At 41.1% G+C, this 17,101-nt stretch carries 18 protein-coding genes; 1 reads left to right on the top strand and 17 read right to left on the bottom strand.

Annotated features, from left to right (window positions below):
- Positions 1–215: 215 nt before the first annotated feature.
- From MOJ78_RS00405 to metG, 14 genes are all read right to left on the bottom strand, one after another.
- Positions 216–1,166: a ribose-phosphate diphosphokinase gene (locus tag MOJ78_RS00405; RefSeq protein WP_370529751.1), complete on the bottom strand. Its 951-nt coding sequence runs from the start codon at positions 1,164–1,166 to the stop codon at positions 216–218.
- Positions 1,166–2,560: a bifunctional UDP-N-acetylglucosamine diphosphorylase/glucosamine-1-phosphate N-acetyltransferase GlmU gene (gene glmU / locus MOJ78_RS00400; RefSeq protein WP_304979303.1), complete on the bottom strand. Its 1,395-nt coding sequence runs from the start codon at positions 2,558–2,560 to the stop codon at positions 1,166–1,168. Before glmU ends, MOJ78_RS00405 begins: the two co-directional genes overlap by 1 nt.
- A gap of 210 nt (positions 2,561–2,770) precedes the next feature.
- Positions 2,771–3,061: a septation regulator SpoVG gene (gene spoVG / locus MOJ78_RS00395; protein WP_221569249.1), complete on the bottom strand. Its 291-nt coding sequence runs from the start codon at positions 3,059–3,061 to the stop codon at positions 2,771–2,773.
- A gap of 230 nt (positions 3,062–3,291) precedes the next feature.
- A complete protein-coding gene (locus MOJ78_RS00390; RefSeq protein ID WP_304979302.1) occupies positions 3,292–3,672 on the bottom strand; it encodes a RidA family protein in 381 nt (126 codons plus the stop codon).
- A 2-nt stretch (positions 3,673–3,674) separates the two neighbouring features.
- Entirely contained in the window at positions 3,675–4,502 is an 828-nt protein-coding gene (purR, locus tag MOJ78_RS00385) for a pur operon repressor (RefSeq protein ID WP_304979301.1), read from the bottom strand.
- Positions 4,503–4,568: 66 nt separating this feature from the next.
- Positions 4,569–5,429: a 4-(cytidine 5'-diphospho)-2-C-methyl-D-erythritol kinase gene (gene ispE, locus MOJ78_RS00380; protein ID WP_304979300.1), complete on the bottom strand. Its 861-nt coding sequence runs from the start codon at positions 5,427–5,429 to the stop codon at positions 4,569–4,571.
- A gap of 209 nt (positions 5,430–5,638) precedes the next feature.
- Positions 5,639–5,815 (bottom strand): small, acid-soluble spore protein, alpha/beta type, encoded by a 177-nt coding sequence (locus MOJ78_RS00375; protein WP_304979299.1) that lies wholly within the window; start codon positions 5,813–5,815, stop codon positions 5,639–5,641.
- A gap of 554 nt (positions 5,816–6,369) precedes the next feature.
- Positions 6,370–6,633 (bottom strand): biofilm formation stimulator Veg, encoded by a 264-nt coding sequence (veg, locus tag MOJ78_RS00370; RefSeq protein ID WP_304979298.1) that lies wholly within the window; start codon positions 6,631–6,633, stop codon positions 6,370–6,372.
- Between the two features lie 316 nt (positions 6,634–6,949).
- Positions 6,950–7,840 (bottom strand): sporulation peptidase YabG, encoded by an 891-nt coding sequence (gene yabG / locus MOJ78_RS00365; protein ID WP_304979297.1) that lies wholly within the window; start codon positions 7,838–7,840, stop codon positions 6,950–6,952.
- 79 nt (positions 7,841–7,919) lie between these two features.
- On the bottom strand, positions 7,920–8,795 hold the full coding sequence (rsmA, locus tag MOJ78_RS00360; RefSeq protein WP_304979296.1) for a 16S rRNA (adenine(1518)-N(6)/adenine(1519)-N(6))-dimethyltransferase RsmA: 876 nt from the start codon (positions 8,793–8,795) through the stop codon (positions 7,920–7,922).
- A complete protein-coding gene (gene rnmV, locus MOJ78_RS00355) occupies positions 8,792–9,349 on the bottom strand; it encodes a ribonuclease M5 (protein WP_304979295.1) in 558 nt (185 codons plus the stop codon). The genes rsmA and rnmV overlap by 4 nt, the downstream gene beginning before the upstream one ends.
- 202 nt (positions 9,350–9,551) lie before the next feature.
- The gene (locus MOJ78_RS00350) at positions 9,552–10,751 is read right to left on the bottom strand and encodes a resuscitation-promoting factor (protein WP_304979294.1); all 1,200 of its coding nucleotides are present in this window, start codon (positions 10,749–10,751) and stop codon (positions 9,552–9,554) included.
- A gap of 202 nt (positions 10,752–10,953) precedes the next feature.
- Positions 10,954–11,724: a TatD family hydrolase gene (locus MOJ78_RS00345; RefSeq protein ID WP_304979293.1), complete on the bottom strand. Its 771-nt coding sequence runs from the start codon at positions 11,722–11,724 to the stop codon at positions 10,954–10,956.
- A 253-nt stretch (positions 11,725–11,977) separates the two neighbouring features.
- Positions 11,978–13,951, bottom strand: a complete 1,974-nt coding sequence (gene metG / locus MOJ78_RS00340) for a methionine--tRNA ligase (RefSeq protein WP_304979292.1) — start codon at positions 13,949–13,951, stop codon at positions 11,978–11,980.
- 692 nt (positions 13,952–14,643) lie between these two features.
- On the opposite strand from metG, the gene MOJ78_RS00335 reads away from it, so the two are divergent.
- Positions 14,644–14,928 carry a transition state genes transcriptional regulator AbrB gene (locus tag MOJ78_RS00335; protein WP_257351284.1) on the top strand — a complete coding sequence of 95 codons (285 nt, stop codon included), beginning with the start codon at positions 14,644–14,646 and terminating at the stop codon, positions 14,926–14,928.
- A gap of 209 nt (positions 14,929–15,137) precedes the next feature.
- Here the strand turns inward: MOJ78_RS00335 and rsmI are convergent, their stop codons facing one another.
- From rsmI to MOJ78_RS00320, 3 genes are read right to left on the bottom strand one after another with little or no spacing between them, the layout of a single operon-like run.
- The gene (rsmI, locus tag MOJ78_RS00330) at positions 15,138–16,019 is read right to left on the bottom strand and encodes a 16S rRNA (cytidine(1402)-2'-O)-methyltransferase (protein ID WP_304979291.1); all 882 of its coding nucleotides are present in this window, start codon (positions 16,017–16,019) and stop codon (positions 15,138–15,140) included.
- Positions 15,985–16,284 carry a GIY-YIG nuclease family protein gene (locus tag MOJ78_RS00325; RefSeq protein WP_304979290.1) on the bottom strand — a complete coding sequence of 100 codons (300 nt, stop codon included), beginning with the start codon at positions 16,282–16,284 and terminating at the stop codon, positions 15,985–15,987. Before MOJ78_RS00325 ends, rsmI begins: the two co-directional genes overlap by 35 nt.
- Positions 16,271–17,005 (bottom strand): tRNA1(Val) (adenine(37)-N6)-methyltransferase, encoded by a 735-nt coding sequence (locus MOJ78_RS00320; protein WP_304979289.1) that lies wholly within the window; start codon positions 17,003–17,005, stop codon positions 16,271–16,273. Before MOJ78_RS00320 ends, MOJ78_RS00325 begins: the two co-directional genes overlap by 14 nt.
- Between the last annotated feature and the right edge of the window lie 96 nt (positions 17,006–17,101).

Here is a 17,101-nt window from a genome sequence, read left to right as displayed (position 1 = left end):
CGACAGTTTTGAGGACCGAAGCGTATGGTATTAATACGTGAGGACCGGAAAAACCGAGCACTAGACTCTTCTTCGGAAGCGAAACATCGCACGAAGTAAAAGTGATTTCCTTTTACAAGGAACGTAGAAATTCGCCGTTTATCATTTGGATACTTTTTGAACAACCTCTATAAACTATACCCGAAAACAGTGAGGTTCAAACATAGATGACGGGATTAATCAAAAAGCTTGCTTACAGATTTTTGCTCGTGTACACGGATGATCGCTTCACCTAGAAGTTGCGCTACTGATAATTGGGTCAGCTTATCACTTGTTTTTTCTTCAGGTAATGCGATCGTGTTCGTTACGACAAGTTCCTTGATTTTGGAGTTTTCGATACGTTCAATCGCTGGGCCGGATAATACCGGATGAGTACAGCAAGCATATACATCGGTTGCTCCATTTTCAATCAGTGCATTTGCTGCAAGTGTAATGGTTCCTGCAGTATCGATGATGTCATCAATCAGGATCGCTGTTTTTCCTTCGATATTACCAACGATGTTCATAACCTCTGCTACATTCGGTCTAGGACGTCGTTTATCAATGATCGCGATCGGTGCCTTCAGACGATCCGCCATTTTTCTTGCACGTGTAACTCCTCCGTGATCAGGTGAAACGACTATGATATCATCAAGGTTCTTGCCTTCAAAATAATTTGCTAGAAGTGGTACACCGAGAAGCTGGTCCACAGGAATATCAAAGAAACCTTGAATTTGTGAGGCATGAAGATCCATCGTAATCACACGCGTAGCTCCGGCAGTTTCCAACAGGTTTGCAACAAGCTTAGATGTAATCGGCTCTCTTGATCGAGCTTTACGATCCTGACGTGCATATCCATAATACGGGATTACTACATTGATTGTGTTCGCTGATGCACGCTTCAATGCATCAATCATAATCAAGAGCTCCATGATGTGTTCATTCACTGGGCTTGAAGTAGATTGAATCACATATACTTCTCCACCCCGAATGCTTTCTTCGATGTTGATTTGAATTTCACCATCACTGAATCTTGTAACGGAACACTTCCCTAAATTGACCCCGATATGTTCAGTAATTTCCTCTGCTAAACCTTCATTGGAGTTGAGGGTGAAAACTTTAAGCTTTGAATCTTCATATTTAGCCATTATTCTTTCCTCCCGTGGTTGTTTTGTTTTTCCTGGATTTGAGAAATATAATTTTCTTTGTTCGTTTGACGGGCACGTGCTATAGACAGCGCTTCACCCGGTACATTATCAGTAATCGTTGATCCAGCAGCCACATAGGCATTCTTCCCAACAGTCACAGGTGCGACTAAGTTGGAATTACAACCGATAAACGCTCCGTCTTCAACCTTCGTCAGATGTTTGTTCTTTCCATCGTAATTGACTGTAATGGAGCCGCAGCCAAGGTTAACATCCTTTCCGATTTCTGCATCACCAATGTAGCTAAGATGGGAGGCTTTACTTCCGTCACCCATTTTTGACTTTTTCACTTCTACAAAATTCCCAACTTTTATTTCGTTTCCAAGCTGGGAATGCGGTCGAATATGCGCAAACGGGCCGATTACCGATTGATTTCCGACGTCACTTTCACTTACTATGGATTGTCGAATGGACGTATGATTTCCGATTGTACTATCGATGACTTCGGTGTTCGGTCCAATCACACAATCTTCACCTATTACAGAAGTACCCGTTAGTAATGTTCCGGGTTTTATTACCGTATCTTGCCCAATCTGAACATCAGCGCCTATATAGGTTTGCATCGGATCGATGATTGTTACACCATTTTTCATATGATTCGCATTAATCCGCGCCTTCATAATTCGTTCTACTTCGGAAAGTGCGACACGATCATTGACACCAATCGTTTCTTCAAAGGAAGGAGTCCGATATGCCGCTACGGTTTCTGAGTCATTCTTTACAATTTCGATTACATCAGGGAGGTAGTATTCACCTTGAACGTTATTATTGTTTACACGCTTGAGCGCTTTAAATAAAGTTTTATTATCAAAACAGTACGTACCTGTATTAATTTCGTTAACGAGTCGTTCTTCGTCGTTGGCGTCCTTATGTTCTACGACCTTTGAAACGGTACCATCCTCGTTCCGAAGAACTCTTCCATATCCTGCTGGGTCTTGTGCATGAGCGGTTAATAATGTGACTTTCGCATTTTCATCCTCATGATGTTTAATGAGAGCTTCCATCGTTTCCGAGGTGATCAGAGGTGTATCTCCACAAACCACGATTGTTGTTCCTTCTAGACGGCCGAGTTGTTCCTCAGCCTGCATGACAGCATGTCCAGTCCCCAGCTGTTCCTCCTGAAGAACGTAATCTATCTTCTGACCGAGTGTGGACTTTACATCTTCCGCTCCGTGTCCAATGACGGTGACGATTTTATCAGCGTTGACCCTAGTAATTTGGTCCACCACATGTTGAACCATTGGTTTCCCACATACAGGGTGTAACACTTTATATAAGCGAGATTTCATTCTGGTTCCTTGTCCAGCAGCTAAAACCACCGCATAACGAGTTGTCATAATTAGCCTCCAATGCACGTTTTCCTTAGGACATCCTAAAGTACAAATCAAGAACATCCTCTATTATCCCTTACGAATATATCTTATAATTCGGATATATTCAAGAAATCTAAGGATTTGTCGACAGATTGAAACATTCTATACGTGCAGGGGCGTTTTTTGACAAATAAAAGAACCTAATCGAAGAGATCAGGTTCTTAGTTGCGCGGTTTAGGATGCGCCTGCTTCTTCCAAAGCGGACTCCAGTTCTCCCACACGATGGTATTCGGTTAATACTGCTGTTTGAATTTTTTCACGAGTATTAGAAGTTATTGGATGCGCAATATCCCGGAACTCCCCATCTGGCGTCCGTTTGCTTGGCATGGCAACAAACATTCCATTATTTCCATCAATCACACGGATATCATGAACAACAAATTCATGATCGATGGTGATTGAAGCGATGGCTTTCATGCGTCCATCTGTGTTTACTCGACGAAGTCTTACATCTGTTACTTCCATTTTGAAAAACACACCACCCTTTTTTATAATACCAGCGTAATACGTAGTTTCTACACACTAGTAACATTTTCCTGCTCAAAATATAAAAAATAATTAAAATATTTTATTTTTTACAAAATAATGAAATTTCTGTCGATTTTCGCGAGTAATCAGAAATTGAAAAAAGCTGACCCAACATCTACGTTATAATGATGTTTTAGATCAGCTTCATGTCTCGAATTCATTCAGTTTTATTCACCTTGTACAAGTGCAACTACTTCGATTTCTACAAGCCCATCTTTAGGAAGCTTTGAGACTTCCACGCAAGACCGTGCTGGCTTATGATTTTCGAAATACTCTGCATAAACTTCATTAACTTGTGGAAAGTCCTCCATGCTTTTAAGGAAGACCGTCGTTTTTACTACTGTATTCAGCGATGCTCCCGCTTCTGATAACACTGCTTTGAGGTTTGCGAAAACCTGGTGAGTTTGCATTTGGATATCCTCACCAGCCAGGCTCCCATCTGGTGTTAATGCAATTTGTCCTGAACTATAGAACATATTGTTAACAACAATTCCTTGAGAATAGGGTCCAATTGCTTCTGGAGCATTCGTTGTATGAACCGATTTCATATCTACCCCTCCATCCGATCCAGGTAATTTCCTGCTTCAACTTGAATTCGTTTTTCCTTTGCATCCACGTGTGAAAGCCGAGCTACTGAAAAGTAATCATCAACAAGTCTTTCTTGGACTTCTTCGGATTCTACCAGTACTCCGATTCCAGCAAGGCTCGCATCAAACTCCTGAAGAAGATCCATCATGCCTTTAATCGTTCCGCCTGCCTTCATAAAATCATCGACAATTAAAACATTAGATCCGGATTGCAGACTTCTTTTCGCCAAAGCCATTGTTTGAATCCGTTTCGTCGATCCAGACACATAATTGATGCTGACCGTCGATCCTTCGGTCACACGGCTATTACTACGGACGATAACAACCGGAACATTAAGGTATGAGGCAACTGCGTACGCTAATGGAATCCCTTTTGTCGCAACAGTCATGACGACATCAATATCACGATCTGAGAACATAGACGCAAACATCCGACCTACTTTATCCACGATTGAAGGGTTGCCAATAATGTCTGTCATATAAAGATAACCACCTGGGAGTACTCGTTCCGATGAGCTCAAAAGAACCTTTAGTTCCTCGGTGACCTGTATCGCGTCCTCCTTAGAAACCCGGGGAATGTACTTAACGCCCCCTGCAGCACCAGGTAAGGTCACTAACCAGCCAGCACCTTGTTCTTCAAAGTTTTCTTTGATGATCAGTAAATCTTCACTAATAGAAGACTTCGCCGAACCATATCGTTCACTAAAGAACGAAAGGGATAACAATTGATGAGGATGCTGGAGGAGGTATCTAGTTAAGTCGACAAGTCTGCCACTACGTTTTAATTTCATACTTTTCCTCCAAAAACCGAATATTTTAATGATAATATAACACTTTTATACGTGTTTTTTCAATAACTATTCTGGTTCACCTAGCATCCGAACCATATAAACTTCATTACAAAATCCCCGCAGACCGTTATAAATCCGTTGTGCCCTGGACTCATGTAGTGTCAAACCAAAAACGGTTGGACCACTTCCGCTCATTAATACACCATCTGCCCCAAGGCGATCCATTTGTTCTTTAATATGGTTCACCTCAGGGTATTGCTGTAATGTTACAGACTCCAGAACGTTTCCGAGTGTATTGCTGATAAGGTTGTAGTCTTTCTGTTCAATGGCATTAATCATAATTTCCGTTTGAGGGTGGGCCACCCCGTCTAGATTCAGCTGACGATAAACGTCTGCAGTTGATACACCTAATGTTGGTTTTGCTAATACGATCCAGCATGGAGGAGGTGCAGGGATTTGACGGATGATTTCCCCCCTGCCTTTTGCAAGTGCCGTTCCTCCATATACACAAAATGAAACATCTGAACCAATCTCGGCACCGATATCAGCTAGTTCCTTTGTTGTGAGATTTAAATGCCATAATTGATTTAGACCTTTTAAAGTTGCAGCAGCATCACTACTACCTCCAGCTAATCCGGCAGAAACTGGAATTTGTTTGTCGATGAATATATGAATGCCATCTTTTCGACCAAATTTATTGCGCAACAAGTCAGCAGCCTGGTATGCCAGGTTCCTACTATCAGAAGGAACAAATCCACCTGATGATTCAATCGAGATAAGATCTTCTTTTAATGTTGTCAATTCTATACGGTCTGCTAAATCGATCGTTGTCATGATCATTTCGACCTCATGGTAACCATCTTCCCGTTTATGTAAAACATCTAATGTTAAGTTGATTTTAGCTGGTGCTTTTATTGAATGCTTCATGTCCTCACCTACTTGTAGTCAGTTCCGTAGTATTTTATCATAGTTCATTATCTAATTGTGCTGATTGTACGTGTTCGACTTAAAATCGCCACACGAAATTATAAAAGAAAGAGGCTGACCCCAATTGTATCCGGCATATGGCCCCTCCACCCTTAGTCGGATCGGAGTATGCGGATACGTCTCTTTGGGTCAACCCCTAATCGCAGCAGCTATTGATTATTTGTCATTTGCTCCTGTGCCTTTTCAATTGCACGCTTGACCATGTTCCCAGCATCTTTCGCACGTATTGCTCCCCAACCTTCATTTTGCACGGTATCATAGAAGCCTAATTCCTTTGCGATTTCTTCTTTTAAGGCATCTGACATCATTCCACGTCTTCTGCTCATCGATGCTAGCCCCTTTCAATAATAAATTGCTACCGCGATATTTTTAGTATGGTTGTACGAAGGGGATTTATATTACCTTATGTATCCATCCGATGATGAAAAAAGAAATACGACAGGAATCATGGGAAGTTTAGCCTAATTGTGTAACATATCTTGGTTTCGCAGTTAATTCCTTCTTTTTGCAGACTCCCAAGCGTCTTGCCGTAAATCAGCTGCTTTTTGTTACAGTTGACTCGACCTACGCCCTATAAACTGTCAGGCAAAGGAATAATCAGCAATTTTTACTGGACTTTTCGAACATCCGTTACAATGAAAGTTCAAAATGTGACGGATCAGAAGCAACACTGGCTAAAAGCGTCACGTCCTGTGACAACGCCAGTACTAGCACGTCCTGTGCGTCGAAAGTTCTAGGAAGTGAAGTTCCGAGGACCGGAGTTTAGTTCGCCTAAATGAGGACCGAAGGAACAAAACTGACAACGAAATTCGCCGCTTATCATACGACACATTTTCGAACACCCTCTATGGAAAGTAAAAAAGCAGTTAGACACGAATGCCTACTGCCCGCTTACCATCATACCTGTATCTTCAAAGAATGTTAATTCAACTGTTTCAGTTAATACATCAGCATAGCTGTAGGAAACACGTTCAAATGCATTTGTATCTTGATCCAATTTGACGATAAATACAGCTGGATATGTTTCTTCTAAGGTGCCGCTTCTTTCGATCGTTTTACGTCGTCCACCGTTTGCTTTCAACGTAAGCTTTTTACCAACTTGACCGTCCAATACACGTTTTATGTCCGGAATTGTTTTACCCATTCTACTACACCTCACTTAGACAAATTATAACATCATTTGATGCATTTTGTCAAAATAAAACTAAAATTATAGCAATCCTCCTTTGTTATTGTCAACGGTATTGCGCCTATTTTTTTTATTTTGCTGTTAGTTTGTACATTTTCAGCATTTTTATGTAAACCTGTACTAAAATATTGAAGTAGGATTTCGTAAACTGTACTACTCAATATTCAGATAAGATTTACTAAAAAAGCAAGGAAGCCAGACCTCCCCAACAAATGGATGTGATAACGGAGATGTCTGACCCTTATGGATTATTGTTTTGTGGAGTATAGTCTTAAACTTTTATTGTGGATCCGGTTTCTTCCTCTGATTTGATCGGCATACCTGTTCTTAGGAATCCCGTTGTTTCAACACCACCGATTCCATCTTCTCCAGTGATTGTATTGCGTAATACTTCCCAAACATTAATACGGTCTACAAACGATGTGAAGCTTATCTTAGATACAATATAAACAGGATCAAGGGCATGGATGTTCACTCTACCCGGTGAACTTGCAAAATTGGACCCTGCCCGAATCAGAGATTCAAAATGTGATTGACAGGCTCCAGCAAAAATCATTAATTGGTCCAGATGCGGGTATTTCTTCCGAGCATCACGCACCGTTCTTACGAAGTGCTTTGAGTTTCGATAGGCTTGGAGATCCTGTTTACTCCCTTTTGATCGAATATAAGCATCGTGACCAGTAATAACAAGGATGTCAGGAGCTACTTCTTCGAGGAGGGGCAAGACCTTTTCCGGCATTTCTTCTTCTTTCATATGAATCCCATATACAGGCACGTTCAATTTCTTATAAAGCTCTAAACATTTACTTAAATAATAAGGGTCTCCATCGACATGGAGAACCTTACCCGGCAGACGAAAATACGAATGATTCTTATCGTAGCCACCCGTTGCTGCATATTCCATCTTATGACGCAGCAGTTGGTAGTCCTGTCTGAATAAACGATAGGAAGTCTTTTCTTTCTCTTTAATTTTTTTTCGACGCTCCTGTTGTTCATCTCCATCCATCACCACAAGATCCTGTACGGGGGCATCGGCAATCAACCTCATATCTTCCCCTGCTAACTCTGCGGTTCCTTGATCGTCTGATAGTGCTGTGACACGAAATAACAGGTCACATTGATAGGAGTGTCTACCGACGATATCTCCCACTTTTATGGACATAATTTCTTCTCCCCCTCGAACGAGAGTGAAAACCAGTACTTCTCTCTAACCTATGTAAGGGGGAGCGAAAAAATGAATGTCATTTCTGTAATACCAATAGCTTGTTCGATAATATTGCAAATTCTTCAATAGAGAGTGATTCACCTCTCCGCCTTCCATCAATCTCTATTTCTTCCAATGCAGCTTCAATCTGAGGCTTTTGTTCTTTAGTAAAAAGATTATTTTGCAGGTTGTTCAGTAGTGTTTTTCTTCTCTGGGCAAAACTGGATCGGACAACCTTGAAAAAGAAATCCTCGTCCTTCACTTCTACAGGAGCAGCCTCCCTCAAATTCAACGAAATAACCGATGAGTCAACATTCGGCTGTGGGACAAAGACTGTTTTAGGTACTTTCACTTCCGTTTTTGGTTTCGCATAATATTGAACAGCAATTGATAGCGAGCCATAATCCTTAGTTCCGGGTTGTGCTGCCATCCGCTCAGCGACTTCTTTCTGAATCATCACGACGATGCTGCGGATCGGCAGCTTTTCGGTCAATAGCTTCATTATAATTGGTGTTGTAACGTAGTAAGGGAGGTTTGCAACGACCACCAAGTCCTCTACCTCGTCAAGTTCATCCTTGATTACCTGGTCCACATTAGCTTCAAGTACATCTGAATGAATGATTTTGACATTACTATAATCCTGTAACGTTTCATTCAAAATCGGAATCAGACGCTGATCGATCTCAAAAGCGACGACCTTTTGTGCCCGTTTGGCAAGATGCTCTGTCAATGCTCCGATACCCGGCCCAATTTCAATGACTCCACTCTTAGATGTGACCTTGGCAGAATCCACAATTTTGTTCAGGATATTTTGGTCAATTAGAAAGTTTTGACCAAGACTTTTTTTGAACTTGAAATTGAATTTATTTAAAATTGTTTTTGTATGTTGTGGTGTAGCAATATCTTTGTTCATTCGTTTTCCTCCTGGAACACTTGATGCATCGCTTGCTGGAATTCATCCTTCGTAATTTGAAACATTTTCAGCTTTTGATGTAGTTGCTTTCCGTTACTGTAACCGATTTTCAAGAGAATCCCAAGTCGCTCTCTCCTTGCCCTTGCGTTGGCACCTCCGACTAAGCCAGCATTAACAAGGTCTTGTGAGGTTACGATTTCTTCTCTATCCTCCAGTTGCTCACGAACGTTATGTAATGCCAATCGGATCGAATCGTCTGATGCATGTTCGATACCGACACCTTTATTATTCGCTGCAATCGCTTCTTTTTTCGGAAGGAATGCATGCTTACATCCAGGTACCTTTTCACGAATAATCCGCCGTATTCGTTCGCCAGGGTAATCCGGATCCGCAAACACAATTACACCTCTTCTTTCCTGTGCAAGTCGAATCTGTTCGATTGTACTTTCGCTGATTTCGGAACCGTTCGTTTCAATCGTATCTGCGTCGATCGCCCGTTTGATTGCAATCGTATCACTCTTTCCTTCAACGACGATTATTTCTTTAATTTTCATAAAAACCTCCAAAACGATGAAACCTTTTCAATAATAGAGACGTCTATATATACAAAGAGATTCTTTTCACATTATACCCTACTTGAAACGAAATAAAGAGACTGACCCAAATGTCTGTTACTCTCATTAGAGATAGTCAGACTTAGTGAGTCAGTCCCAGATATATCGGTGTGTTCAAAAAGGCACTTTTGAACAACCTCTATCAGTCTAAAATTTTGATAAGAACCGTTCGTCTACCCCAGCTATATGCTTCAGACTTCGTGTTGAAGAAGACGTCAATTTTGTTTCCATTGATCGCACCGCCTGTGTCCGCTGCTACTGCATAACCATAGCCTTCAACCCACACACGTGTTCCAAGAGGAATGACACTCGGGTCTACCGCAATCACCTTTGCGTTCGGGTTGGCTTTAAGGTTGACTCCAGTAGATGTAATACCAGAGCACCCGTTGCAATTGGCAGTATAAGCTGTGCTTGATACATAAAATTCACGGCTTGATGATGAAGGCTCACCACGGGAAACCGTATGTTGAATCTCTTTTGTACCGACTGCGACAATTTTATCTTTACTATCGCTGATTTTTTCGGTTTTAACAAGTTCTCGTGAAACTTCCTTGCCATTCTCGAGAATTACTTCATAATGCTTTTTCACTTTACCTTCTACACCCTGGGAAATAACTCTTTCTCTTCCCTCGGCAAGGTTATTATCTTTCCGTTTCACAACGGCGTAATCAACAGCCTCTTCCACTACATCGGTGACCTTTTCAACTCGAATGATATTAACCTGACCTCCCGTTTTGACGCGGGCATCCATGCCAGGTTCAACTCGATCCATTTCCGATAATTGAATCTTATGCTGCTCTAAAAGGTCAGCGACAGTAATCGAAGTGGTCCAAACTTTCTTGTCTTTCCCTCCATCGTTCAAGTTCACTTGAAACGCTTTATGGAGTTCAACTGTTAAACCATCTTTTATGCTTGAATCCAAATCAGGCTTGACTTTATCGTGCTCAGTAACCTGAATTTTTTCTGAAGACAAGAACTCCTTGACTGTATCTGCGGTCGTCCATAACTCATTTTCTTCACCATCGATATTGATGGTTACTTGATATGAAGGCGTCCAGCTTATCTTCATCTTGTGTGAGACTTTCGTATCTAATGACGGGTTCACGATGTCGTGAGAGCCCACCGCAATGTCATGTTCACTTAATACTTCCTTGACTGTCTCGGCGTGAGATTTCACCTGTTTTTCCTTCCCATCAATTGAGAGCGTCACCGTGTTTTTTGTCAATTCATAAGCACCGACACTGACGGCAGTTCCCAAAACAAGAAGTCCTGCGATGGTTACCAGAAGCCATTTCCCCTGAAACATCCTGGTCATTACAGCTTTTAGGCGGATCATCATCATCCGACCCCTCCTTTACAAAGGTCTGAATATACAACACCTGTCTTTCGTCAAGCAAGCCTCCTTTCCCCGTTTCGTCCCCATTATGCAAGGGAATGTTCCAAAAAGAAAGAAAAACTACTCGACAACCTTTCTGTCAATCGATGACGAACGTTGTATAAACTCGCTTTTATCTCTTTATCCTATCGTTTTTCGACATGCTTCCTCAGCGTTTGATGCCGAATAAATGAAAGGCATTGTCGGACGTTTTTTTTGCAATTTCTTCAAAAGATATACCTTTTAACTCGGCGATTTGTTCTGCCACATACTTGACATACGAGGACTCATTTCTCTTTCCTCGTAACGGATGCGGGCTTAAGTAAGGGCAATCCGTTTCAATTAAGATGCGATCTAACGGAATTTCTTGTGCAACCTCTTTTGGGCGCTTTGCATTTTTAAATGTGACAGGCCCCCCGAAGGATATGTAAAAATTCATATCCATGCACTCTTTGGCAATCTCAAGACTTCCGCTGTAACAATGCATGATGCCCCCAACTTCTTCGGCTTTCTCCTCTTTCAGGGTTGAGACCACGTCTTCTGTAGCATCCCGGTTGTGAATGACAATCGGAAGATTCACCTTTTTCGCAAGCTGAATCTGTTTGCGGAAAACGTCCATTTGAACGTCTTTTGGCGATTTGTCCCAGTGATAATCGAGGCCCATTTCCCCAATTGCTACCACTTTCGGATGTGATGCCAATTCCTCGATCCACTTTAGGTCTTCTTCTGTCATGTCAATGGCGTCAACAGGGTGCCATCCGACTGCTGCGTATATGAATTCATAGTTGTCTGATAACTCTAACGCACCATGAATCGTCGGCCGGTCGAATCCAACGACGACAATGTGAGAAACCCCTTCGTCCTTTGCACGTTGGATGACTTCTTCTCTGTCTTCATCGAATTGAACAGCATTCAAATGTGCGTGTGTGTCAAATAGCATCGTTATTAACACCTGCAATTGGTTATTTCTAGTCTATTTTCACTAGATTCTCAAAATACTTTCCTAGTTTAACATATATATAATGAAGAATTCTAATTCATTTGCTTGTCATTCTCGTTACAAATTCATTACAAGGACAAACCGTTCTAGTAATAATGTAAAAAAGGCTGACTCAATGCACGAGAGAAATACTCGTATATTGGTCAGCCCCTATCATTTTAAAATTTGCAGTTTCATCTGAAAGAGGAATTCTCTACTTGACGACGGCACCGTTCGGAAGTTCCTGGTCAATTGTCGCAAGCTTCAATTGACCGCCCTCACTTCCAGCAAGGACCATTCCTTCAGAAAGTTCACCGCGCAGTTTGACAGGCTTCAAATTCGTGACACAGATCACCTTCTTGCCAATCAGTTCATCCGCTTCGTAATACTGGGCAATACCAGAAACGACCTGTCTTGTTTCATTGCCTAGATCAAGCTGAAGCTTTAATAACTTATCTGCCTTCTTCACTTTTTCAGCCTTACTAATCTCCGCTACCCGAAGCTCAACCTTCGAAAATTCGTCAAAGGATATTTCATTGGTTGGTTCCTCTTCGTTCTTTACATCCGAATCGTCCTTTGAATCTCCTTCGTTTTGTGGCAGTGATCCGATCATTGAGGATTTGATGTAGTTGATTTCTTCCTCATTTTCAAGACGCGGAAAGATCGGGTTGCCTTTTTTAACTTCTGTTCCACCTGGAATTTGTCCGAATTCCTTTAGACTTTGCCAACTGGTTATCGATTCACCTGAAATCCCAAGCTGTTCCCACATTTTTGCAGGTGCTTTCGTCATGAACGGCTGTATCATGACTGAAATGTAGCGCAATGATTCTGCGAGGTGCGACATAACCGATGCTAATTGGTCACGTTGGTCCTCGTTCTTTGCAAGGATCCATGGTTGTGTTTCATCAATGTATTTATTTGTTCGGCTTACCAATTGCCAGATTGATGATAACGCAACAGAGAACTCCATATGATCCATCTCATTTTCTACTTTCGTTAAAGTTGAATCAACGAGCTCTTCTAATGACGTGTCAAATGAGGTCACCGGTCCGGAATACGCCGGTATTTTCCCATCAAAATACTTACTTATCATTGCTATCGTTCGATTTAATAGATTCCCTAGGTCATTTGCCAAGTCATGGTTCACTCGATCAACAAAGCTTTCTGGAGTAAAAACCCCATCTGAGCCAAATGGAACTTCACGCAAAAGATAATAGCGTAATGAATCGAGACCATAACGATCGATCAAGGTAACCGGATCGACAACATTCCCTTTTGATTTCGACATTTTCCCATCCTTCATAAGCAACCATCCATGTGCAAACACTTGCTTAGGAAGTGGTACATCCAAAGCCATTAGGATGATCGGCCAATAAATCGTATGGAATCTCGTAATTTCCTTTCCAACGAGATGAACATCCGCTGGCCAATATTTTTGGAACTTTTCCTCGTGGTCTGTCCCGTACCCTAACGCAGTAATATAGTTCGATAAAGCGTCAATCCACACATAGATTACATGCTTCGGATTACCAGGAACCTTAACACCCCAATCAAAGGACGTTCGAGATACCGCAAGATCCTCAAGCCCTGGCTTGATGAAATTATTGATCATCTCATTTTTCCGTGTTTCCGGTAAGATGAAATGTGGATTCTCTTCGTAAAATTTCAACAGTCGATCTGCATATTTACTCATCTTAAAGAAGTAGGATTCTTCCTTTACCTTCTGAACAGCTCTACTGCAATCCGGACAGTTTCCTTCTTCAAGCTGCAATTCTGTAAAGAAAGATTCACAAGGAGTGCAGTACCAACCCTCATACTCATCAAGGTAAATATCGCCTTGATCCATCAACTGTTTAAATATTTTTTCAACAACCACTTTATGACGCTTTTCCGTTGTCCGGATAAAGTCATCATAAGAAATTTCAAGCTTGTTCCATAGCTCCTGAATACTTTCGACGATCTCATCGACATAATCAATTGGAGGAACACCATTTTCCTCTGCTTTATCTTGAATTTTTTGTCCATGCTCATCTGTACCCGTCAAGTATCTGACATCATATCCACGTAATCGTTTATAGCGAGCCATCGCGTCTCCAGCTACAGTCGTATATGCATGACCGATATGAAGTTTTCCACTAGGGTAATAAATTGGTGTCGTAATATAAAAGGATTTTTGCTCCTCAGGCATGTCAAGGCCTCCTCTTGTTTCCATAAATTGTTTAAACTTTTATAAAATGGGGTAACAGTACATACGTTTTTTGAACACTCGATTCTAAGCTTAATTCGTTCTTATTCTATCATTAACCAAAGTGCGTGTTCAAAAGGATAATGAACATCCATTAAAAGACTTTTTTCTATTACTAGACATAAAATGACATTCTGCTACGAAAAACAATATATGTAAATGTCCACAGGATGACTATACGACCCTATCCAGGCAAAATGCATTCTAAAAACTATTACTATACAAAGTATTATGGGACATTCTTAATGTGAAATATACCCTAATGACCGCACTCCCATCAAGTAGTTTTTCTATATCAAAGGATTTATCACATCATTCGACAACACTTTTGTCGAAAATTGACGAATACGTGTCAATAAATAAAACTTTTGGAGTAAATGTATAGTAATTTAAATGGGTAAAAATTCCTGTTATTTATTTTCAAATGTTCAAAAAACAGTAATCATACATTTTATAAACACCATCATATGAGGGGGTTAGGGATATTACAAATTTTACAATTGTTTTTAGTTAAAAGAAAATGATTGACGCGTTTGGGAATCGCTGGTATTATAAGGGCATAATAGTTTTTGTCGAATAATGGCGATAAACATAGAGTAAAAATGCAACATACAATGAGAGGAGAATGTTAAAAAATGAAATCTACAGGTATTGTTCGTAAAGTTGATGAACTTGGTCGCGTGGTGATTCCGATTGAACTTCGTCGTACACTTGGAATTGCAGAAAAAGATGCACTTGAAATTTATGTTGATGACGACCGTATCGTTCTTAAAAAGTACAAGCCTAACATGACTTGTCAGGTAACTGGAGAGGTTTCCGATGACAACCTTACTATCGCAGGTGGGAAAATCATCCTTAGCCGTGAAGGTGCAGAGCAAATCATGAATGAACTAAATGATTACGTTGCAAAAACAAAATAATACTTATAAAAAAGGATAGCCAGCCGGCTATCCTTTTTCTATCTGCTTTTCCTTGGTGTTCAGCCTTAGGTGACCAGATGATGGGAGTGGATTCGTTCCCTCAACCTGAAAAAGCACACCCTCAGGGACAGTATCATCTTATGACTGATGCAGGCTTAAGAATTTCCGGTTCCATTTACAATCAAGGCTAAGCACTTCGATTTTTCTGATCATTCTTTTACATGATAGGCTTGATAGACGTCTCGTTTGGGGAGATTACGGTCTAAGGCGGTTTGTTTGATCGCATCTTTACTCGACATTCCCTGCTCCGCGATGTACTTCTCAACATGGTCCACTACCGAAAGCGAACTCCACCAAAGGTTCTCGGATTGACTCTTTATTTCACCGGTTCCCTCAATAACGATGCAAAACTCACCACGGATCGATTCTGTCTCACTCCATCGATAGAGTTCTTCTACATTCCCACGAATGATTTCCTCATATTTTTTCGTTAACTCTCTAGCCAATGAAGCATTTCGATCAGGACCAAGTGTGCTATGTAGTTCTTTTAACGTCTCTTTTATACGATGTGGAGATTCATACAGAATGAACGTATCTCGAAGCCCTGCCAAGTAGCCCAATTCTTCTTTCCGCGTTTTTTTATCTCTCGGTAAAAACCCATAAAAGTAAAAATGCTCTGTTGGTAGACCTGATGCTACCAAGGATGGCAATGCTGCATTTGCACCTGGTAAAGGTACGACCGGAATTTCACTTCGTACACATTGTTCAATCAATTCATAGCCTGGATCGGATACACCTGGCATACCCGCATCACTGACAAGAGCAATATCATTACCATCCTGTAATTTTTCCAGCAGCTTTTCTCCACTTTTAAATTTATTATGCTCATGATAGCTTTGGAGAGGAGTCGGGATCTCAAAATGGTTACATAGCTTTTTCGTTTGCCGCGTATCCTCTGCTGCGATCAAATTCACTTGTTTTAATAAATTTATTGCACGGAAAGTCATATCCTCTAAATTTCCGATCGGGGTGGGGATCACATAAAGCGTACCTCGTTTATCCATTGATTGATAACTTGATTGCTGCCACATCGACATTCCCCTCCTTCTCTTTGATAACTTCAAGCTTTTCAGATCTAGGAAGCTGTTTGATTTGATATTCTGCTCTCATTGCTTCCGTTTTCGTATGAAAGTGCTCGACATACACGAGTTCCACTGGTGTTCGCCCTCTTGTATACTTCGCTCCTTTTCCTTGCTGGTGGGTCTCGATTCGCTTTTTCAGGTTATTCGTATAACCGGTATATAGGCTGCCGTCGTTGCATTCTAAAATATAAACAAAATGCTCAATGTCCTTCATATAGCCTACGAACCTCCTCCGTGTAGTGGTTCTGATCATTATATACAATCACGGGCGGAAGCAAGCGTAAATCAGGTTTTCCACCTTTCGTTCCTTCAACAAGGACCATATTCGCATCGCGCCCTTTTTTCGGATAAACGAACTGAAGTCGTTTGGGTTCCAAGCAATATGTACGCATCAAAGATAAAAGATCCATTAAACGTTCAGGACGATGGACAAAAGCAGCCTTGCCACCTTGTCGCAGTGATTTTCCGGCTATCCTGATCACATCCTCCAACGTACAAAACAATTCATGCCTTGCAATGGCAAGGTGTTTGTTTTCATTGTGATCGTTCGGATTTTTGGAAGCAAAATATGGAGGGTTGCATGTCACTACATCGTATTGCACCTTATTCATTTTCTCGAAATCAAGTATATTCATCTCTTCTACATGAACACGATCAAGCTGATTCAATGTTACACTCCGCTTCGCCATGTCCACAAGCCGACCCTGTATCTCAACACCTGTAATGTTTCCTTTTGTTCGTGTAGTTAAAAGGAGTGGCACTGCACCGGTTCCTGTACAAAGGTCGAGTAGTTTTCCTTTTTGAATCGGAACATAGACGAAGTTCGCCAATAAGACAGCATCCAACGAAAATGTAAATACAGACGGACTTTGAATGATTTTCAGCTTATCTTTTATAATATAATCAATTCGTTCATCCTCAAACAATTCAACCATTAGGCTTTTCCCTTTCATAAAAGTATGTGTTCACAAAGGAAGATAAAAGCGTCACTTTATATTGCCACAACATAACGAATGCAATTAAAAAGACTG

It is taken from the genome of Alkalihalobacillus sp. AL-G, from assembly GCF_030643805.1.
GTDB lineage: Bacteria > Bacillota > Bacilli > Bacillales > Fictibacillaceae > Pseudalkalibacillus.
The sequence above is the reverse complement of the archived record's forward strand: the minus strand, read 5'-3'. Positions and strand labels throughout refer to the sequence as shown.

Bases quoted from the DNA above. Each gene is read 5' to 3' on its own strand.
- MOJ78_RS00405 (WP_370529751.1), bottom strand. From the start codon at position 1,166: ATGGCTAAATATGAAGATTCAAAGCTTAAAGTTTTCACCCTCAACTCC.
- glmU (WP_304979303.1), bottom strand. From the start codon at position 2,560: ATGACAACTCGTTATGCGGTGGTTTTAGCTGCTGGACAAGGAACCAGA.
- spoVG (WP_221569249.1), bottom strand. From the start codon at position 3,061: ATGGAAGTAACAGATGTAAGACTTCGTCGAGTAAACACAGATGGACGC.
- MOJ78_RS00390 (WP_304979302.1), bottom strand. From the start codon at position 3,672: ATGAAATCGGTTCATACAACGAATGCTCCAGAAGCAATTGGACCCTAT.
- purR (WP_304979301.1), bottom strand. From the start codon at position 4,502: ATGAAATTAAAACGTAGTGGCAGACTTGTCGACTTAACTAGATACCTC.
- ispE (WP_304979300.1), bottom strand. From the start codon at position 5,429: ATGAAGCATTCAATAAAAGCACCAGCTAAAATCAACTTAACATTAGAT.
- MOJ78_RS00375 (WP_304979299.1), bottom strand. From the start codon at position 5,815: ATGAGCAGAAGACGTGGAATGATGTCAGATGCCTTAAAAGAAGAAATC.
- veg (WP_304979298.1), bottom strand. From the start codon at position 6,633: ATGGGTAAAACAATTCCGGACATAAAACGTGTATTGGACGGTCAAGTT.
- yabG (WP_304979297.1), bottom strand. From the start codon at position 7,840: ATGTCCATAAAAGTGGGAGATATCGTCGGTAGACACTCCTATCAATGT.
- rsmA (WP_304979296.1), bottom strand. From the start codon at position 8,795: ATGAACAAAGATATTGCTACACCACAACATACAAAAACAATTTTAAAT.
- rnmV (WP_304979295.1), bottom strand. From the start codon at position 9,349: ATGAAAATTAAAGAAATAATCGTCGTTGAAGGAAAGAGTGATACGATT.
- MOJ78_RS00350 (WP_304979294.1), bottom strand. From the start codon at position 10,751: ATGATGATGATCCGCCTAAAAGCTGTAATGACCAGGATGTTTCAGGGG.
- MOJ78_RS00345 (WP_304979293.1), bottom strand. From the start codon at position 11,724: ATGCTATTTGACACACACGCACATTTGAATGCTGTTCAATTCGATGAA.
- metG (WP_304979292.1), bottom strand. From the start codon at position 13,951: ATGCCTGAGGAGCAAAAATCCTTTTATATTACGACACCAATTTATTAC.
- MOJ78_RS00335 (WP_257351284.1), top strand. From the start codon at position 14,644: ATGAAATCTACAGGTATTGTTCGTAAAGTTGATGAACTTGGTCGCGTG.
- rsmI (WP_304979291.1), bottom strand. From the start codon at position 16,019: ATGTGGCAGCAATCAAGTTATCAATCAATGGATAAACGAGGTACGCTT.
- MOJ78_RS00325 (WP_304979290.1), bottom strand. From the start codon at position 16,284: ATGAAGGACATTGAGCATTTTGTTTATATTTTAGAATGCAACGACGGC.
- MOJ78_RS00320 (WP_304979289.1), bottom strand. From the start codon at position 17,005: ATGGTTGAATTGTTTGAGGATGAACGAATTGATTATATTATAAAAGAT.